Origin of the sequence: Fulvivirga ulvae, from assembly GCF_021389975.1 — a bacterium.
GTDB classification, from domain to species: Bacteria; Bacteroidota; Bacteroidia; order Cytophagales; family Cyclobacteriaceae; genus Fulvivirga; species Fulvivirga ulvae.
Genome location: NZ_CP089981.1, coordinates 1,613,231 through 1,632,500, shown reverse-complemented (window position 1 = coordinate 1,632,500; position 19,270 = coordinate 1,613,231). Strand labels below are relative to the sequence as shown.

The following is a 19,270-nucleotide window of genomic DNA, read 5'->3' as shown; positions in this document are numbered from 1 at the left end:
GTGGGGGTAGACGCGAAACTTTGTGATCTACCCATGACCAGGTTGAAGGTGCGGTAACACGCACTGGAGGACCGAACCAGTAAACGTTGAAAAGTTTTTGGATGAGTTGTGGGTAGGGGTGAAAGGCCAATCAAACTGAGAAATAGCTCGTACTCCCCGAAATGCTTTTAGGAGCAGCGTGGAGGTTAATTCTGATAGAGGTAGAGCTACCAATAGGACTAGGGGGAGTCACATCCTACCAAATCCTGATGAACTCCGAATGCTATCAGATATACTCTGCAGTGAGGGCAAGGGTGCTAAGGTCCTTGTCCGAGAGGGAAAGAACCCGGACCACCAGCTAAGGTCCCCAAGTGTATACTAAGTTGAACTAAGGTAGTTCAGTTGCCGAGACAGCCAGGATGTTGGCTTGGAAGCAGCCATTCATTTAAAGAGTGCGTAACAGCTCACTGGTCGAGCGACAGAGCATCGATGATAATCGGGCATTAAGTATACCACCGAAGCTGTGGACTGAATTTATTCAGTGGTAGGGGAGCATTCTATTGGCGGCGAAGCAGTAAGGTAACTTATTGTGGAGCAAATAGAAAAGCAAATGTAGGCATAAGTAACGATAAGGCGGGTGAGAAACCCGCCCACCGATAGACTAAGGTTTCCTGATCAACGCTAATCGGATCAGGGTTAGTCGGGACCTAAGGCGAACCCGAAGGGGGTAGTCGATGGACCATGGGTTAATATTCCCATACTACCGATACCAGTGATGGGGTGACGGAGTAGTGAAAGGCACGCGTGCTGACGGAATAGCACGTTAAAGGGTGTAGGTATTGGGACCGTAGGCAAATCCGCGGACCTAGCTGAACCTGATAGTACCACAATCCTTCGGGAGCGTGGATAGTTGCCCTAATCAGACTTCCAAGAAAAACCTCTAAACTTATGGTATTGGTACCCGTACCGCAAACCGACACAGGTAGTCAAGGAGAGAATCCTGAGGTGCTCGAGTGATTCATGGCTAAGGAACTAGGCAAAATGGCCCTGTAACTTCGGGAGAAGGGGCGCTTACTCTGCAATAGTAGAGAAGCCGCAGTGAAAAGATCCAGGCGACTGTTTAGCAAAAACACATGGCTATGCGAAATCGAAAGATGATGTATATGGCCTGACACCTGCCCGGTGCTGGAAGGTTAAGGGGGGATGTTATCCTTCGGGAGAAGCATTGAACTGAAGCCCCAGTAAACGGCGGCCGTAACTATAACGGTCCTAAGGTAGCGAAATTCCTTGTCGGGTAAGTTCCGACCTGCACGAATGGTGCAACGATCTGGATACTGTCTCGGCCATGAGCTCGGTGAAATTGTAGTAGCGGTGAAGATGCCGCTTACCCGCAACGGGACGGAAAGACCCCATGAACCTTTACTATAGCTTAACATTGACATTGTGTAAATGATGTGTAGGATAGGTGGGAGACTATGAAGCGGCCTCGCCAGGGGTTGTGGAGTCATTGTTGAAATACCACCCTTCATTTACGTGATGCCTAATCCCAACCATGGGAGACATTGTTTGGTGGGTAGTTTGACTGGGGTGGTCGCCTCCAAAAGAGTAACGGAGGCTTCCAAAGGTTCCCTCAGCACGCTTGGTAACCGTGCGAAGAGCGCAATAGCATAAGGGAGCTTGACTGTGAGGCCAACAAGCCGAGCAGGGACGAAAGTCGGGTATAGTGATCCGGTGGTTCCGCATGGAAGGGCCATCGCTCAAAGGATAAAAGGTACTCTGGGGATAACAGGCTGATCTCCCCCAAGAGCTCACATCGACGGGGAGGTTTGGCACCTCGATGTCGGCTCGTCACATCCTGGGGCTGGAGAAGGTCCCAAGGGTTGGGCTGTTCGCCCATTAAAGTGGCACGCGAGCTGGGTTCAGAACGTCGTGAGACAGTTCGGTCCCTATCTGTTGTGGGCGTAAGAAATTTGAGAGGATCTGTCCTTAGTACGAGAGGACCGGGATGGACTGACCTCTGGTGTACCGGTTGTAGTGCCCGCTGCACCGCCGGGTAGCTATGTCAGGAAGGGATAAGCGCTGAAAGCATCTAAGCGCGAAACCCACCTCAAGATGAGATTTCTTTATAAGGGACGTTATAGACGATGACGTTGATAGGCTGCAGGTGTAAAGACAGAGATGTCAAAGCTGAGCAGTACTAATTACCCGTAAACTTTCTCTAGGGCCTATGCCCGTTATTCTTTCACAACAATATGTCATGATTAGTCGATGAGACTAAAAGAAATAAGGGTGTTGTTGAAAATGTTCAGCATTCACCGGGTAGAGATACCGAAGCTTTTATGGTGATCCCGATATTATCGGGACAGGCTAACAGGCCAGCCATTACGATTTTATGGTGACTATAGCGTAGGGGTCCACCTCTTTCCATTCCGAACAGAGAAGTTAAGCCCTACAGCGCCAATGGTACTGCAATAACATGTGGGAGAGTAGGTCGTTGCCAGACTTTATCAACTAAACCCTGTCTATATCAGACAGGGTTTTTTGTTTTATACCGTCACTGATAATCAATCAGATTTTAAGATAGATTGACCTTTAGAATTTTCGGATCAAGCGAAATTTATGGGGAGACTCTAAATTTTCATCTCTTTGCTGACAGACAGTTGTTAATAGCAATCGGCAAAAGCAGTTGGCAAACTCCATATAATATACCAATAAGTGCGGTTTACTGACTTTCAGTGGCAAGCTTCACATTACTTGTTGCACTATCCAATCTATTTACTCCATAGGTTTTAAGCCTGATCCGTGGCTAGTTGGCAGGCTTTTAATAAAGGTAGGATCCTTATACTTTGGAAAATTTGTTTTCCATGCTGGGAGGCTGTTTACAGGGTGTAGAGGAAGAGGGAGGGGAGTTCTATACATCGAGCAATGCTCAGGCTCTAACTTATCAGCCAATAAGGACTGTTTTCATAAAGCTACTGCTTAAATATTTCTTGGCCATTTCCTGTATTTGTTCTGGAGTAATGTGCTCTATAGTAGAAAGATATTTTTGATAGTAGCTATAACTCAAATCGTGAATGTGTATGTTTTTGAATTTTTCTGCTAATGAGAATGCAGAGCTAAGCTTGGATTGGAAATGCCCGATCATGTGGTTTTTGACAGTATGAAGTTCGTGTTCACCTACAAGTACGGAACTAAGTGTATCAAGCTCTTTATTTATTTCATGGACAGTATCTTCCAGAAACTCTTTTTTTACGTCAGTGCCGATAACCATGTAGCTATTATGCCTTAGGGCCACTATGCTTGAATATATGCCGTATGTATAACCCTTATCTTCCCTGATGTTCTTCATGAGCCTTGATCCAAAATAGCCCCCTAAAATATGAGTTGTTATAAGCAAGGGAATATAATCCTGATGGGTTTTATTAACGGTTAAGTTTCCAAGCCGTATAGATGATTGAAGAGCGCTGGATTTATCCTCTTTTATTAAAGAAGTAGTATCTGTCTGAGGTACGAAGATTGTACCGGTGTTGTTTGCCCCCGACCTGTGTGAGAACTGCTTGAATATGTGGTTAATAGTACCTATGTTAGCGATACTCACCGCACCGGAGGCTATAAGCTCAATATTCGCTAAATTGTCCTGATGAAAGAGCTTAAGATCATCTTGTTGACAATTAATTAAATCTCCTTCCGTAATTATCTTTCCGTATGCATGATCATTGCCAAACAGTAGGTTTCTAAACTTTTTTGAAGCTTCTATATTGGTTCTTTCATTTTGTAATCTCAATTGCTGTATCTCTATCTGACGAATCCGTTTAAGTTCGTTTTCAGGAAATACCGGAGAAAATATCATCTCTACGAGGCAAGGCAATAGCACATCAAGATGTTTTGACAGGCAATATAGGCTTATAGATGGAACGTCAAAGGAGGGATTTAATTCTAAAAAAGCTCCATACTGAGCGAAATGATTCGAAAGGTGATTAGAGCTAAAGGACGCCGTACCCTCTCGTAACATTTTCAAGGTAAGTAATGAAGTTGCAGTCTTCTTCTCATAGTATGTTCCACCCGTTGGAAACATTACTTCCAACTTAACGACAGGCTGGGTGCCTTCATTTAAAACGTAAAGCGGTATACCGTTGTCAAGGGTATGCTGCGTTACTTTGGGAAATTCTATTTGATAGGAAGAAGAATGACTTGGAGCTACGGTTCGGTTTAACATAAATTAGTCAACAACAGATTCTTCATCCTTATCGCTTTTGTCAAAGTTGAAAAGGAGTGTAAATCGAAGCGTTTCAGCTAAAGGGTGTTCTTGTTCTTTTGGAACGAGGTATGCAAAGTCGATTCCGAAAACCTGATATCTGAAACCTAAGCCTAGTGTCAGATATTTCCTGTTTCCTTTGTCTTCTGATTCAAAGAAATAACCTACTCTCGCCGCAAATGTATTATTATACCAATATTCTGCACCAGCCGAAACAGTAACTTCTTTGACTTCTTCGCTGATACCATCCTCGGCATCACCAAATGACCCGAACATGCCGCTTAACAAGGATTTGTCACTTTGAGCAGAATCCAATTGAGGACTCGGTACCATTAGCTTATTTAGATCAAGACCAAATGTGAGCTTGTTATAAGGGTCAAGGTTTGTAGTAAATGCTCCTCCTAATCTGAGGTTTGTAGGGATAAAGTCTTTATTGTTGTCATCAGAGTAAGTCAGTTTAGATCCGATGTTTGAAATTACAGCTGCTAAAGCGAGGTTCGAATTACTTCCACTTAGTAACAGGTCTTTGTCATAAAAAACAGCTATATCAGCTGCGACACTATTTCCTGGTCTTGCTTCCACACCTCCGGACGAAAAGCTACCTGTAAGGTTGGAATGGATGTATCTACCAGCAACTCCGATACTCAAATTTTGAGTTAGCATTCTTGAGTAAGCAGCATCAAATGAAAATTCCCTTGGATTGAACTGGCCTTCATCACCACCTTGTTCGTTGGTAAAGAATATCTCTCCCAAATCAAAATAACGCATTGAAATACCTACTGCCTGCTCCTTGGAGAACTTATAGTAACCTGACAAATAAGTAATTGACATATCGTTTATAATCTTACCCAACCAGGGAGTATAGGAAAGAGAAAACCCAATATTATTTTCAATAAAAACAAGTTTTGCAGGGTTCCAGTACATGGAGTTGGCGTCCGGGGAAGTTGCTGCTCCTACATCAGCCATACCGCCCGCACGTGCATCCGGTGTAATGGTAAGAAAAGGAACCGCTGTGGTAATTACTCTTCTGGAAGAATCCTGACCGACAAGACCCTGAGCTTTAGATATATAACCTGTTAATACTAATAAAATGACTGCTGCCGGGAGCGTAAATAACCTTTTCATGTGACTTCTGTTAGCTAACAAATATAATTAATTAATAAGAATAAGCTTTTCATATCTTTGATTTTTTCCCCCATCCGACATAGAACGAACCATGATCTTAAATAAGTATATTCCACCGGGAACTTTTTGTCCAGAGATATTTGTTCCGTCCCATTTGAAAAGTTCAATATGCGACTTGCTTGCTTCCATATTAAAATCCATATCCCTAATTATCTCTCCTGATCTGGAAATTATTTGAAGGTTTATTTCAAGATCTTCTCCCGACCTACTGTGGTCGAAAGTAATTGTAGTATTTTTACTGAAAGGGTTAGGGTAGGCTCGTAGGTTTGTCAGGGAAATACTTCCCTCTTCCCCTACGATAAATTCTATTTCTTCTTCTCCCGGATTGTTGTAAGTGTCCCACGCTTTCAATATTAACGTATGCTTCCCCGTTTCAAGGTCGTTGAGCGGAAAAGAAACCCAGCCAGTTTTATATGTATCCTTTGCTGCTACATAATATTCGTTAAGGTTGTAAACTTCTTTCCCATCTAATATGGCCGTGATATTATTCCCTACACCATATCCGGAAATGTTAATCCCACTTTCATCAGAAAGTTTGGCTACCAGCATAGAGTTGCTGGTTATCTCTCCCGTACCCCTATAGGTGCTATCTCCAAGGTATAATTCAATGTCAGGGCCCGAAGTGTCTTGAGGCGGGTTGCTGGAAGTGCCACCGACTACAATATCTATATTTGCTCCATTGGCATCATCATCCCTGTTTTCATGAAGAGCATATAGACTGATCTTTCCGGTACCTGGTTGATATGAAATGTTTTTAGGCACAACAAACTCAAGTACGAATTCACCATTTTTAATACTGACAGTTCCTCTAAAAATGGCGTTTTCTCGAGACTTGTAAGTGTAAGGAGTGTTTTCCTGCCCTAATGTTACCAGTTCAGATTCTTTGTCATAAATAACAGCTTCAAGTATTCCGTTGAAATTGGCACTTTTCAGTCCGTCAATTTCCTGAACCTCGCCTTTCATACTTACCCTGCCAAGAGCCTTAAGCGTATCAGATTTATTTGTCTCCCCATTAATTGATGTTAATTCAATTCTTTTTTTAGGATAACTAAGTTTTAATGAGGGGTCACCCAATAAGCTAAAGTTACGGTTTCCTACCTTATTGACGTCGATGGCCTGATCTACACTGTTATTCTTTGTGATCCTTATGATGTCTCCAAGCCGGGGGTATTGATCATTCGTAGTTTTGAAGAGTTCATTATAAAATGCTTTATTCAACGCAAAGTTAGAGCTTGAAAATACTGGTCTGCAGGTACTGATAATACCAATGCCGCCTCCTTTAGGATTGGTGACCAGTTTTTCACCACCCGAGATAAGCGCAGGATCATCATGTCTGCCAAATTCGCAGGTAGCAGTTACGAATAGTGGCAGGCGATGGATATTATCCCATTCACTTATCATTAGGGTGTCCAATATTTCTTCTTCCATCCAGCCAATTTCTCTGCCATGCCCGGTGAAATTTACAACCAAAGCCCCTTTACCAATGACCTTCGATAATGCCTCTTTTGCCTTTGGAGAGCTTTGTTGACTTGGAGTAGAAATTTGAGGATAAGCATCTAAAAAGAATTTACTGTAATTAAAGTTAGCAAAAGCTGTGTCAATCAATACTGTTAGTTGATCTGACTGCTCCGTATGAGTGTTGCCATCCCCATCATCTGCCACGAAAACAACATTGTTCCTCCAGTTTCCCAAAGCATCAGGGTTGGTGCTGTACTTTATTAATTTATTCACTACTGATTTAGCCTGTCCCACGCTGGTAACTGGCAAGCGCCCAATGCCTATTTCCATCGAGTGATTTCCGCCGGATTCTTCCGGCCATTCCCCTTCGTTCGCATCCATAAAACCAAAATAGTCATCGGAGGTGTAGGTGTCCAGAGGATAAAGTGAGTTAATTGACTCATAAACAGGCACATAATTGTTGTTGTTCTTCAGAATGTTTTTATAATCGTAAGACCCTCTTCCAAACAACAGCAAATATTTAAGCCTGTTATTTTTCTCATATAAATATTTTGCGTAATCCCGGATAGCACTTACATCCTGTTTACCACTTGAAAACTCATTATAAATCTGCTGTGTGGTTACAACCTCTACGGTTAACCTGTCATTAGACCTCCTGAAATTGGCTAGCCTTTCAGCCTCGGTCAAAAAATCAGAATGAGTCACAATGAGCAAGTCCGGTGTATTTGTTCCTCTGATATTTTGATTAGGTAATTTTGCAAATTCAGGTGCAGGAAGATTGCTTACATTAAAAACAACATATTCTTTCAACAATGATGTCTCAGTGCCGAAGGAAGCTGTTGTCTGACTGAGAGAATACGCTTGATTTTTGGGTTGCAACGGATCAGATATATCCCATATCAATACCTGGCTATTAACGGCAGAGACCTCAAAAGTACTCATAGGTTTGTCAGTACTCTCAATGGACCTAAATACGGTTAAATCTCCGGAAAGCTTTAATTGACAAATTGTTTCTACCATAAGGTAGTCTAAAAAGCCTGCTGCATATCCCGAACTGTTCCCTACATACTCCAGTTTTATATTGAGGTCATTCGTCTCTATCTGGTTTGAGTTTAGTCCGAACTGACTTATGTCCTCCCTGCCTCTTACACTGTATAGATATTGTTTTTTATTAAAGTCTGGGATACTTGCCATTGTTTGTTCACCCAGAGTAACCCCATTGAGTGTTAATATGAACCTGGATGCTGCGAAAGATTGCGCCATTACCGCCGAGGTGACTGTAACGGATGTATTTGGTACTATGGCATCAATGTTGAAATTATAAGCTTTTGAACCGGTGTTACTTTCATACCATTTTCTTCCTGAGCCAAGTATATTTTTTGCGTCAATTTCATGATATCGAAATGCATTATAGGTTTGAATTTTAGGAAAATGTGAACCAAGATTCAGGCTGTTGGCTACTCTAAGTCCGCTATCATTACCAATGGTAAGAAAATAGTAGTTGAGATCAGTATAAATATTATGCTGATAACTTAATGCCCCACCTTGGTAGCTATGCAAATCAGGCCCCTGACCATAGAAAAGAATGTAGTCTCCGTCATCAAATTTCCCATCACTTTCTCCACTAACATATATTGCGTTTTGAACCAGGTCAATATGCCGCTCCGTGCTATTGAGCTGAGGAAGCATTCCACCGCCATTTCCAAAGATCTGAATTTTCCTGGGATCAATGTTTGCTACATCGATACCCATTTCCTGCAGGCGGTTACGGGTAATCTTATAAACACCATCCTCTTTAACAGTTAGCTTAAACCAGTCACCTTTAGATAATACCGAGTTATCCGTCTGACCATTAATAGTTTGAGAGAAAGTGATTATGAAAAACAGAAATACTATGACTCGTAAAAGTCGGGTCATGGGAGATCGATTTGATTATGAAGTAGCAACATGATATCCGATTTAAACGTTTCCTTTAGGCTTTATATTATGCAGAGCTCTTCTTATTAACAGCGTTATTGACCAGTGACAGAGCAATATAAGTAATAATAATGAGCGGAATAGCCAATATTTTAAATCCAACAATACATAATACACTTATCAGGAGAAAGGTAAACCGCACTTGATTATCTTTCCAGGAAAATGATTTGAATTTGAGTGCAAAAAGCTCAACAGGAGCAATAAGCAACAACGAAAAAACGATGGATGTGACAACGAGTACTCCTGCGTTTACAAAACCAGCATAGTCTGAGATGGCAATAAATGCAAATGAGGATATGAATAAAGCATTGGCCGGGGTTGGAAGGCCTATGAAAACTGATTGTTGACGATCATCAATATTAAATTTTGCCAGTCTTAAGGCTGAGAATATGGCGATGATAAAGGCTGAGTAAGGCAAATATTCTATTTCAGAATAGTGTTCTAGCAAGTGAAACATGATCACCGATGGCAATACACCAAAGGTCACCATGTCTGCCAGCGAGTCTAATTCTTTTCCAATAGGTGAACTGACTTTGAGTATTCTTGCCGCAAACCCATCAAAGAAATCAAGAACCATAGCCAGCCAGAGCAGGTATGTAGCAAAGGTCAGATCACCCTTAAATGCAAAGACAATTCCCAGGCATCCGCAAAAGAGATTGCCACAGGTTATGGTGTTAGGGATATGCTTTTTGATATTCAAGACAAGATTAGGCTATAGCACAGAAAGGATTAGATTTTTTTTCGGTCCCCACATTAGTTGATGGACCATGACCACAATAAACCGTAAAATCATTGCCAAGTGGGAATATTTTTTCATGAATGCTATTGATTAACGTGTCAAAGTCTCCGCCAGGCAAATCCGTGCGGCCTATGCTACCCTGAAACAGCACATCTCCGCCAATACATATTTTGTCAGCTTTGCTGATAAACGCTATATGTCCGGGGGCATGTCCTGGTACGAAAACTACATCCAATTTTGATTCCCCAAACTCTACAACATCACCCTCTGCCAGGTGCTTATCTACGGTGGCTTCATCATAATTATTGAAGCCATAGGCTGGGGCATATGCTTTTACAGACCTTAATGTTTGCTCATCCAATTGGTGTATGTATAGATCTACATTGAATTCCTTCTTAACATATTGATTCCCTAAAACATGATCTATATGGCAATGAGTATTCAACAGTTTTATAACTTTTAGCCCATTCTCAATGATGAAATCTTTCAGTTCTTTCTTTTCATACTCCTCATAGCAACCCGGGTCAATCACCACACACTCTTTCGTGTCATCATATAGCACATATGTGTTTTCCATGAATGGGTTAAATACAAAAGACTTGACGTATATCATTATGTTCTGCTTCTCTTTAATCAAATTTGTCCAATAGAAACAAAAATACATTTTTATAAAGATTTTTAATGCATAATAGTGGCGAGATTGATTATATCATTGTGGGGCAAGGTCTTGCGGGATCTGCACTTTCATACCAACTCATAAAGGAGGGCAGGAAAATATTAGTTATTGATGAAGATAATCCTCATACGTCTTCTAAAATAGCCGCCGGCCTGTATAACCCTGTTACCGGTCGTAAAATGGTTAAAACCTGGAAAGCAGATTTACTTTTCCCCTATTTGATAAGCTTTTATAAAGAATTAGAACAAATATGCTCGGCGCACTTCTTAAGAGAAGTCCCTGTTTACAGGCCTTTTATTTCACTGGAAGAGCAAAATGAGTGGATGGGGAAAAGCTCCAGTCCTGAGTATATCCCTTTCATTAAGGAGATCTATTGCAAGTCGCTGTATTCGTTTGCAAATGATCCGTTTGGAGGCCTTGAACTCTTACAGTCAGGTTACCTTGACTTACCTGTATTCTTGGAAGCTTACAGAGACTATTTAAAAAAACATGAACTGCTTGATGCTTCCAGGTTTGATATCGGCCAACTTATTTTGGAGAAGGAATTTGTGTTATATCAGGGAATCAGAGCGAAGAGAGTAATTTTTTGTGATGGGCTAAATAGTGCTGAGCAGGGATACTTTCAATGGTTACCCTTTAGTCCGGTTAAGGGAGAAATATTACGAATTACAGCAGATTTTAGATTAAAAAACATCCTTAACCGGGGAGTTTTCGTAGTACCCTTAGAAAACGGCCTTTTTCGGGTAGGTTCAAACTATGATAATAATGATTCTACGCTTGTACCAACTGTAAAAGCCAGAAATGAGATCGAGCGTCGATTGAACGAATTGGCAAAGGTGGAATATAATCTGGAGGAACAAGTTGCAGGAATAAGGCCGGCGACAAAAGACCGGAGGCCTTTTATAGGTCTACATCCGGAATATGAAACTATTGGAGTATTTAATGGGTTAGGAACTAAGGGTGTATCTTTAGCACCGTATTTTTCTAGGCATTTTATGAGGTTCCTGGAATATGGAGAAGATCTCTATGCCGAGGTCAATATAAATCGCTATTTTTCGTTATATTACGATTCTCTTGAAAATTAAATGAAAAGTATTAAGAATTTTCTACTCACAATAATTGCTATCTCCATACTTTCTCATGTATCCATGGGCCAAAGTGCTATGGAAAAATTTGGGAGAAACCGCGTTCAATACGAACAATTTGACTGGCGGTACCTGAGCTCTGATAATTTTGATGTTTACTTCTACAAAGGTGGAGACAAAATAGCCAAAGAGGTAACAGAATACCTGGAAGAGGAGTTTGAGCGTGTTACTGATATTATTGGATACCCTCCCTACTCAAAAACCAAATTGTTTTTATATAATTCTATCTCCGACCTGCAGCAAAGCAATATTGGCATAAACGACCACGCAGTAAGTGCCGGAGGCGAGACCCAGTTTGTAAAGTCACACATAGAAATAGCTAATCCGGGTAATATTGATGCATTGAAGGAGGAATTGCTATACAAAGTATCTTCTTTAATGGTCAATGAGATGATGTTTGGAGGCAGCCTGAAGGATATGTTTCAGAGCTCTGTATTGCTGAACCTGCCCGAATGGTTTATCAATGGTGCGTCATTATACGTATCAAAAGGCTGGAGCATTGAAATGGATGACTACGCCAGAGAACTGGTAAACACCAGGCATCCCCGGAAGTTTGGTAAACTTACTGGAAATGAGGCTGCGTTGGCAGGACAATCTTTATGGAATTTCATTGCTGAAAAGTATGGCAAAAGCAACATTTCAAATATCCTCAACTATACCCGGATAATTCGCAATGAAGAGAAAAGCATAGCAATAACCTTAGGTGTAAGCTTTGACCAGGTAATGTATGAATGGCAGAATTTTTATACTGACATTGACAGGCAGGTAAATGAAAATTACGTTGAGCCTAAAAAAGAGAACCGGATCATTAAAAAAAATAGAAAAGACATTGTTTACTCTTATGTAAAACTCAATCCGGATGGTACTCGCCTTTCCTATACCTATAATTATAAGGGAAGATACCATGTTTATATCAGGGACCTGGCAACAGGTCGTGAAAAGGACGTACTTTCAGCCGGAGATAAGGTTATCAATCAGGAAATAGATCATAACATACCCCTGATAGACTGGGTTGATGAGAATACGCTGGGGATAGTATTTGTGAAAAAAGGACAACTTTATTTCACTTTGTATGATGCAGTTACTAACAGTAAGCTTCCCCGTCGGCTTGACAAGTTCGAGCAGGTCAGAAGCATGGATTTCTCAGATAATGGACGTCTGATGATCATTAGTGGGGTTGTGGATGGGAAGAATGATCTGTACCTGTTGAGCACTCGCCGTGACAGGGTCAAAAGGCTGACTGATGATGTCTATGATGATCTTGACCCTTCTTTTGTCCCAAATTCGAATACAGTAGTTTTCAGCTCTAACAGGGTATCAGATACATTAAACACCAGAACCAAAGATTTTGAGACAGTAGGGGATAACTTCAATCTTTTCTTTTATAACCTTGATACTACGGAAAATGTACTTCACAGAGTGACCAATACAATAAGTCGAGATGTGAAACCCCTGGCTTTGAGTTCATCGCGGTTATTTTATCTCAGTGATCAAAAAGGTATTACCAATCTTTTTTCATATAACCTGTCGACCGGAATTTATACCCAGGTGACTAATTTTTCTTCAAGTATAGAAAACTATGATATTGATTTCGGAAGTTCAAAACTTGCCTTTGTAATGGATAGTCATGGCAAGGATTACATATATTACTATCCCGAATTCAATTATGATCAACAGATATTCACACCATTAACTACCCGGCAGCAGGTCTTACAAGCAAAAGCGTTCAGGCTAAAGAGAAACCAGGAAAAGAAGGAGGCACTTACGGTCAAGGAAATTGTAGAACAGAGATTGGCCGAGGCCCGTGAAGAGAAAGAAGAACAGAAGCAGGATACAGTTATAACAGAAGCAGGATTCATAGATACAGATAATTATCAGTTTGACGTTGAGGAGCAAAAAGAGCAGGAAGAAGTCATCAATACGGATAATTACACTTTCGATACAGATATCTTGAAAGAGGAACAGAAAGATTCGTTCCTTGCCCAATATAGAAAGCTGCGAAAGGGAAATAAAATTAGTGGTCCTTTTCCTTATGATACCCGGTTCAGCACAGATCATTTAGTGACTTCGCTGGTTATTGATCCTTTGAGGGGGTTTGGCATACTGATGGAAACAGAGATGAATGACATGCTTGAAAATCATAAGTTTTCCGGAGGAATAATGGCTACGGTAGATTTGCGTAGCGGAGATATTTTTGCCGAATATCAATATTTAAAGAATCGTGTCGACTATAGTGTCAGGTATGACAGGGAAGTGATCTTCAGAGATTCCGAGATGCTGCATAAATATAGTAAGAATGCTTTTGAGCTTGGTGCTGCCTATCCTTTTAATCCTAAAACACGCATAGCGCTGAAACCCTTTTATGCAGTCACAAGATTCGAAAACCTCGAACCCACATTGGTTGGCAGTACTCCTACACCGATGTTTAGTCCCTCATCTTCAGAGCAGTATGGGGGTGCCACCGTTGAGTTGGTTTTTGACAACTCCATCATCAACGGCATGAATCTGATAGAAGGCAGTCGTGCTAAAGTAAGACTGAAGCATTATGAGGGGTTGACTGATCAGAATAAGAGCTTTACCAATCTTTCGGCCGACTTTAGGCACTATCAGAAGATATATAAAGAAATTGTACTCGCAGGCAGGTTGTATTATGGATCTTTCTTTGGCAAATCACCTAAACAATATTTATTAGGGGGCATGGATAATTGGATGTTTTTTGATGAGAACACCGAAGGTACTAACAATCCGTTGAAACCGAATGCTGAAAAAGATAACAGCGATCTCCTGTTTATTGAGTATGCTACCAATTTGAGGGGTTTTGATTATGGAGCCTTGTATGGAAGGAATACCTTGCTCTTCAATGCAGAACTACGGGTTCCGCTGATCAGAGCATTGAGTAGTGGACCTATTACCTCTAATTTTTTTAGAAACCTGCAGTTTATTGGGTTTTTTGACATTGGCTCGGCCTGGACAGGAAAATCTCCATTTAGAGAAGACAATTCTATCAGTACAAAAGTTATCCCGGAAGACCCTGCAGCACGTGAAAAAAGTAATTTTATCATTGAGTTGAAAAACTACAGAAGCCCCTGGATCTACAGCTATGGAGCGGGCTTTAGAACAATAATTTTAGGCTACTATATTAAACTGGATGTTGCCTGGCCTGTTGATAACTATGACATTGGCAGTCCACGAGCCCACCTGACATTAGGATACGACTTCTAAGTCAGCTATTTTTGTTCATCTTTATTTAAAAACTCATATAGCCATATATGCTAAAATCCATGACAGGCTATGGTTCATCCCATCTTTCAACTGATGAGGTAACCATTAACATCGAAGTAAAAACACTTAATTCTAAATATCTTGACCTTAACTTTCGGTTACCCAGGGCTTTTTCTGAAAAAGAGATTGAGTTAAGAAATCTGGTTTCAGATAAATTGCAACGGGGTAAAGTTTCGTTAAGCATTGATTATGTCAATGAAAAAGAAACAGAGCTTAAACAGCGATATAATGAAGACCTGTTTGTGCAATATTACAGCAAGCTAAAGAGACTTGCAGATAGAGTAATAGCTTCTGACCAGGACTTGTTTAAGCTGGCCCTAAGTGCACCTGATGTAATGATCACAGATCAAAATGAAGAGGTCGACGAACAGGAGTGGTTAAGCTTGAGAGCCCTGGTAGAACAGGCACTTGATAGCTGTGACGTTTTCAGGAAAAAAGAAGGAGCCGAACTTCAGCAAAAATTCTCAGGCTACATCAACTCAATAAGCAAAAGTCTGGAAGAAGTTAAAGTGCTGGATCCTAAACGAGTAGAGAAAATCAGAGAGCGGATTAAAGGGAACCTTACAAAATTTGTAGATGAAGAAGGCCTCGATAAAAACCGGCTTGAGCAGGAAATCATCTATTATATCGAAAAGCTTGATATAACGGAAGAGAAAGTGAGGCTGGCCAGCCACCTGAATCATTTCAATGAGGTGCTTTCTGATAAAAACTCATTAGGCAAGAAACTGGGCTTTATATCCCAGGAAATAGGAAGAGAAATCAATACCATTGGTTCAAAAGCTAATGATGCTGATATTCAGAAACATGTAGTATCTATGAAGGAAGAACTAGAGAAGATTAAAGAACAGCTTCTGAATGTACTTTAAACCGGTTGTGGTATAATAAGTACTATTGAATAAATTCAACTACCTCTTCTAAACCAAGGCTTCTGGAAGCTTTAATTAAAATGACATGCTGATCGAAGCGGTGAGTTTTTAGGGCCTCTATCAGGTCAGCTTTATTTTTAAAATATTTAGCGTGAGGCACATGTTTTTGGGCTGATTGGATAAGATCCCCACAGAGATAAACATCGGAAAGATGTTTGCCTGAAAGATCGGCACCTAGCTTTTCGTGTTCGGCAATGCTTTCAGGACCTAATTCTTTCATATCTCCGAGTATAGCTACTTTATGTTCAGCCTTCATCTGAGCCAGGTTTTCGAGGGCGGAAGCCATGGAGCTGGGATTGGCATTATAGGCATCAAGGATAATTGTATTATTTCCTTTCTTAACAATTTGTGACCTGTTATTCTGTGGCACATATTCTGTTATGGACTGATTTGCTTCTTTTTCAGGGACATTAAAATATTTTCCTATACAGAGAGCAGCTGCAATATTCTCGAAGTTGTACTTCCCAATAATATTGGTTTTTATGATTTCCCGGTTTTCAGCTTTAAGCTCTACAAAAGGTGAAGCATCTATAAATTCACAGTGATAATAATCACCCTTTTGAGGATAGAATAATGGATTGAGGAAGCGTTTGGCCATATTGCTCAACACGTCGTTTTTTGAATTGATCCAAACCACCCCCGAAGTTTTAATCAGATAATGATATAATTCGCTTTTTGCACGGATTACACCTTCATAACCTCCAAACCCTTCAAGATGGGCTTTGCCAATGTTGGTAATAAGGCCATGTGTTGGTTTGGCAATACTACATAGTTGCTGTATTTCCCCAATATGATTTGCCCCCATTTCAATGATAGCAACCTCATGCTGTTCAGTGATCGAAAGCAATGTGAGCGGGACACCTATGTGATTATTAAGGTTGCCTTTTGTGGCTAATACACGATATGATTTGCTTATAACGGCATTGATCAACTCTTTTGTAGTGGTTTTCCCGTTTGATCCGGTCAGGCCAATAACAGGGATATTTAGCCGGTCTCTATGGTGGCGGGCTAAATTTTGAAGTGTTTCAAGTACATTTTCAACTAATATGATCCGTTCATCGTTTTTGTATTTTTCCTCGTCAATTACAACCATCGAGGCACCTTTTTCCAATGCTTCTTCAGCGAACTCATTAGCATTGAAATTAGGCCCTTTCAATGCAAAGAAAATAGATCCGTCTTCAATTTTTCGGGTATCAGTGCTTACCTTTCTGGTTGCTAAAAAGTGGTTATAAATGGTTTCGATCATGAGTATCATCTTATAAGTGCTAATATAGCGTGTGTCATAAACAAGAGTAGTGTTAATAGAAAAAATATTGCCGTATTTGCAACCGGGTAATTGTACATTCAGGGAAAAACTCTATATGTACGAACCCGTAGAAGCGATTCTCCGTTAAGTTACATGTTCAAAATCATGTCCTATGAAATTTCTTTGCATTTTTTTGCTCACCTTTTACATACCTGCATCTATCTATGCCCAATTTGTTTATACATTAGATCAATCGGTATCTGTAAAGGAAGGTGATGAAATATTAAATCTGCCCTGGACAGGTGGACTTAACAGTATGCAATACAGCACAATGGATCTGGACGGAGACGGAAATGAGGATTTGGTAGTATTTGAGAGAAGTGCCCATAAAATATACCCCTTTCTTAATGTGGACAAAACCTACTCCTATGCGCCCGAGTACGCTTTCTATTTCCCTGAAGAAGTGAAAAACTGGATGCTGTTGAGGGATTTCAATTGCGATGGCAAAAAAGACATTTTTACCAGTCATACATTTGGTATTCGGATATTCATTAATGAAACCTCGCAAAGCGGGACACTTGCCTGGAGCCCTTATGTTACAGGGAAAGATAATACAGGAAATGAACAGTATTTTTTAAAGACTAGGGGTTTTACCTCAAACATTAATATGCAGATGAACTCTTCTGACATACCTGCAATTATTGATCTGGATGGAGACTCGGATCTTGATATTTTGATGTTTAGGGCAAGTGGCTCTTCAACTGTTGAATATCACAAGAATCTAAGTATTGAAAGAGACGGAAACTGCGACTCCCTTCAATTTGAGCGCATAACCCAGGTCTGGGGTGGCTTACAGGAGTGTCAATGTGGAGAATTTGCCTTTAATGGAAGTGATTGTGCCAATTCGGGTGGCAGGGAAGAGCATCAGGGAGGTAAGTCGATATTATTATTTGACAATGATAATGACCAAGATTATGATATGCTAATATCGGAAGAGACTTGTGCCAATCTCTTTTATATGGAAAATGAAGGAACAAATGAATCGCCTTCTTTTAATTCCGCAAATTCCAGTTTTCCAAATGGCAGTAACCCCGCATCAATGTTATTTTTTCCGGTGGCCTATTACGAGGATGTTGACTTTGATGGGGTTAGAGATATGCTGGTATCTCCGAATGTTGCCAGCAATGTTTCTAATTCTGTAAATTTCCAGTCTTCCAGTTGGCTCTATAGCAATGGGGGCTCCGATAGCAATCCTCAATTTGACCTGCTGAGACGCAATTTTCTCCAACACCAAACCATTGATCTTGGAGAAAATGCATCGCCCGCATTCGGAGACTATGATGGGGACGGAGATCTTGATATGATCCTTGCAAGCTATACCAATCAGAGTGCGCCGGGTTTTAATTCCACCTTGTTTCTTTACGAAAATACCGGGTCCGCCAATGAGCCCGCATTCGAATTGAAAAGTGAAGATTACCTGCTTTTTTCGCTGTACAATATATTTAATTTAAAACCAAAACTTCGTGATATCAACGGAGACAATCGGGTTGATCTTGTGTTTAGCGGCACGGAGCTTTATAACTTCTCCACAAATATTTATTACCTTCTTAACCAGGGAGATGATAAATTTAACTTTGAAGAAGAGGCGCACATTTTATTCCCTAATATAGGATTTGATGAAAATTTTGAAGTATATGATATCAGCAGGGATGGTTTGGTAGATATCCTTGTGGGAAAGAGCACCGGCAAATTAGAATATTACAAAAATTCAGGAGAAAGGAATGCACCTCAATTTAATCAGGAAGACGACACGTTTTACGGCTTTGATTTCAGCACTTCCAGACTGGATCTATGCGTTGCCGTAGCGGATCTTAATAGTGATGGTAATCCGGATATGGTTGCAGGGGATAAACGTGGTAGCCTTACTATTTACGATAACTTTCTGGAGCATATTGATCAGCCGGAGGAAGGCGTAACAGAAATTGTGTGGTCACCCCATGAGAAACCATCCGTATTTAACCTAGGAGGTAAATTGTATCCCGCTGTGGCTAACCTTTTTAACGAGGACAAACCAAGCCTGATCATAGGTACCGGACAAGGTGGATTACACATTTTGAGGAACTCAGATGCTCTGGCGGGATATACTAACCGTTTTGACCTGGATATATTTCCAAATCCTGTAATTCGAACCAATACACAATCTATCAACGTTAGTTCTAAAATTTCAGGTACAGCTACTGTTATTTCAATACTGGGGCAGCAAGTGGCTAACAGCTTTCATCTGCCCGCAAATACTGTAAAATCTATTCCGGTTACGGGGCTTCATCCAGGAATATACATTGTTATTTTGACGGTTGGTGATGGCGATTACATCCATCAAAGGTTCGTAGTTATTAACTAAT

The 19,270-nt window shown here is 40.7% G+C and carries 10 protein-coding genes and 2 rRNA genes (1 of these 12 only partly in view); 6 read left to right on the top strand and 6 right to left on the bottom strand.

Annotated elements, in window-relative coordinates; all coding sequences use genetic code 11:
- Both LVD17_RS06885 and rrf read left to right on the top strand, forming a co-directional pair.
- Positions 1–2,200 (top strand): 23S ribosomal RNA (locus LVD17_RS06885) (it extends 691 nt beyond the left edge of the window).
- 170 nt (positions 2,201–2,370) lie between these two features.
- Positions 2,371–2,482 (top strand): 5S ribosomal RNA (rrf, locus tag LVD17_RS06880).
- Between the two features lie 441 nt (positions 2,483–2,923).
- Here the strand turns inward: rrf and LVD17_RS06875 are convergent.
- The 5 genes from LVD17_RS06875 to LVD17_RS06855 all read right to left on the bottom strand — a co-directional run bounded on the left by LVD17_RS06875 (position 2,924) and on the right by LVD17_RS06855 (position 10,170).
- The gene (locus LVD17_RS06875; RefSeq protein ID WP_233765667.1) at positions 2,924–4,195 is read right to left on the bottom strand and encodes a M16 family metallopeptidase; all 1,272 of its coding nucleotides are present in this window, start codon (positions 4,193–4,195) and stop codon (positions 2,924–2,926) included.
- Positions 4,196–4,198: 3 nt separating this feature from the next.
- A complete protein-coding gene (porV, locus tag LVD17_RS06870; protein ID WP_233765666.1) occupies positions 4,199–5,359 on the bottom strand; it encodes a type IX secretion system outer membrane channel protein PorV in 1,161 nt (386 codons plus the stop codon).
- 27 nt (positions 5,360–5,386) lie between these two features.
- Positions 5,387–8,794, bottom strand: a complete 3,408-nt coding sequence (porU, locus tag LVD17_RS06865) for a type IX secretion system sortase PorU (RefSeq protein WP_233765665.1) — start codon at positions 8,792–8,794, stop codon at positions 5,387–5,389.
- Positions 8,795–8,861: 67 nt separating this feature from the next.
- On the bottom strand, positions 8,862–9,554 hold the full coding sequence (gene pssA / locus LVD17_RS06860; protein WP_233765664.1) for a CDP-diacylglycerol--serine O-phosphatidyltransferase: 693 nt from the start codon (positions 9,552–9,554) through the stop codon (positions 8,862–8,864).
- Between the two features lie 7 nt (positions 9,555–9,561).
- Positions 9,562–10,170 (bottom strand): MBL fold metallo-hydrolase, encoded by a 609-nt coding sequence (locus LVD17_RS06855; protein ID WP_233765662.1) that lies wholly within the window; start codon positions 10,168–10,170, stop codon positions 9,562–9,564.
- Positions 10,171–10,274: 104 nt separating this feature from the next.
- Here LVD17_RS06855 and LVD17_RS06850 point away from each other — a divergent pair, with 104 nt between their 5' ends.
- Genes LVD17_RS06850 through LVD17_RS06840 form a run of 3 tightly spaced genes read left to right on the top strand, consistent with a single transcriptional unit; the run spans position 10,275 to position 15,562 of the window.
- Complete coding sequence (locus LVD17_RS06850) at positions 10,275–11,354, top strand: NAD(P)/FAD-dependent oxidoreductase (RefSeq protein WP_233765660.1); 1,080 nt, start codon at positions 10,275–10,277, stop codon at positions 11,352–11,354.
- The gene (locus LVD17_RS06845) at positions 11,355–14,636 is read left to right on the top strand and encodes a translocation protein TolB (RefSeq protein WP_233765658.1); all 3,282 of its coding nucleotides are present in this window, start codon (positions 11,355–11,357) and stop codon (positions 14,634–14,636) included.
- Positions 14,637–14,683: 47 nt separating this feature from the next.
- Positions 14,684–15,562 (top strand): YicC/YloC family endoribonuclease, encoded by an 879-nt coding sequence (locus LVD17_RS06840; protein WP_233765656.1) that lies wholly within the window; start codon positions 14,684–14,686, stop codon positions 15,560–15,562.
- 22 nt (positions 15,563–15,584) lie between these two features.
- Here LVD17_RS06840 and LVD17_RS06835 read toward each other — a convergent pair whose 3' ends face one another.
- On the bottom strand, positions 15,585–16,868 hold the full coding sequence (locus LVD17_RS06835; protein WP_233765654.1) for a UDP-N-acetylmuramoyl-tripeptide--D-alanyl-D-alanine ligase: 1,284 nt from the start codon (positions 16,866–16,868) through the stop codon (positions 15,585–15,587).
- 172 nt (positions 16,869–17,040) lie between these two features.
- On the opposite strand from LVD17_RS06835, the gene LVD17_RS06830 reads away from it, so the two are divergent.
- Positions 17,041–19,269: a T9SS type A sorting domain-containing protein gene (locus LVD17_RS06830; protein WP_233765653.1), complete on the top strand. Its 2,229-nt coding sequence runs from the start codon at positions 17,041–17,043 to the stop codon at positions 19,267–19,269.
- Position 19,270: the final 1 nt, after the last annotated feature.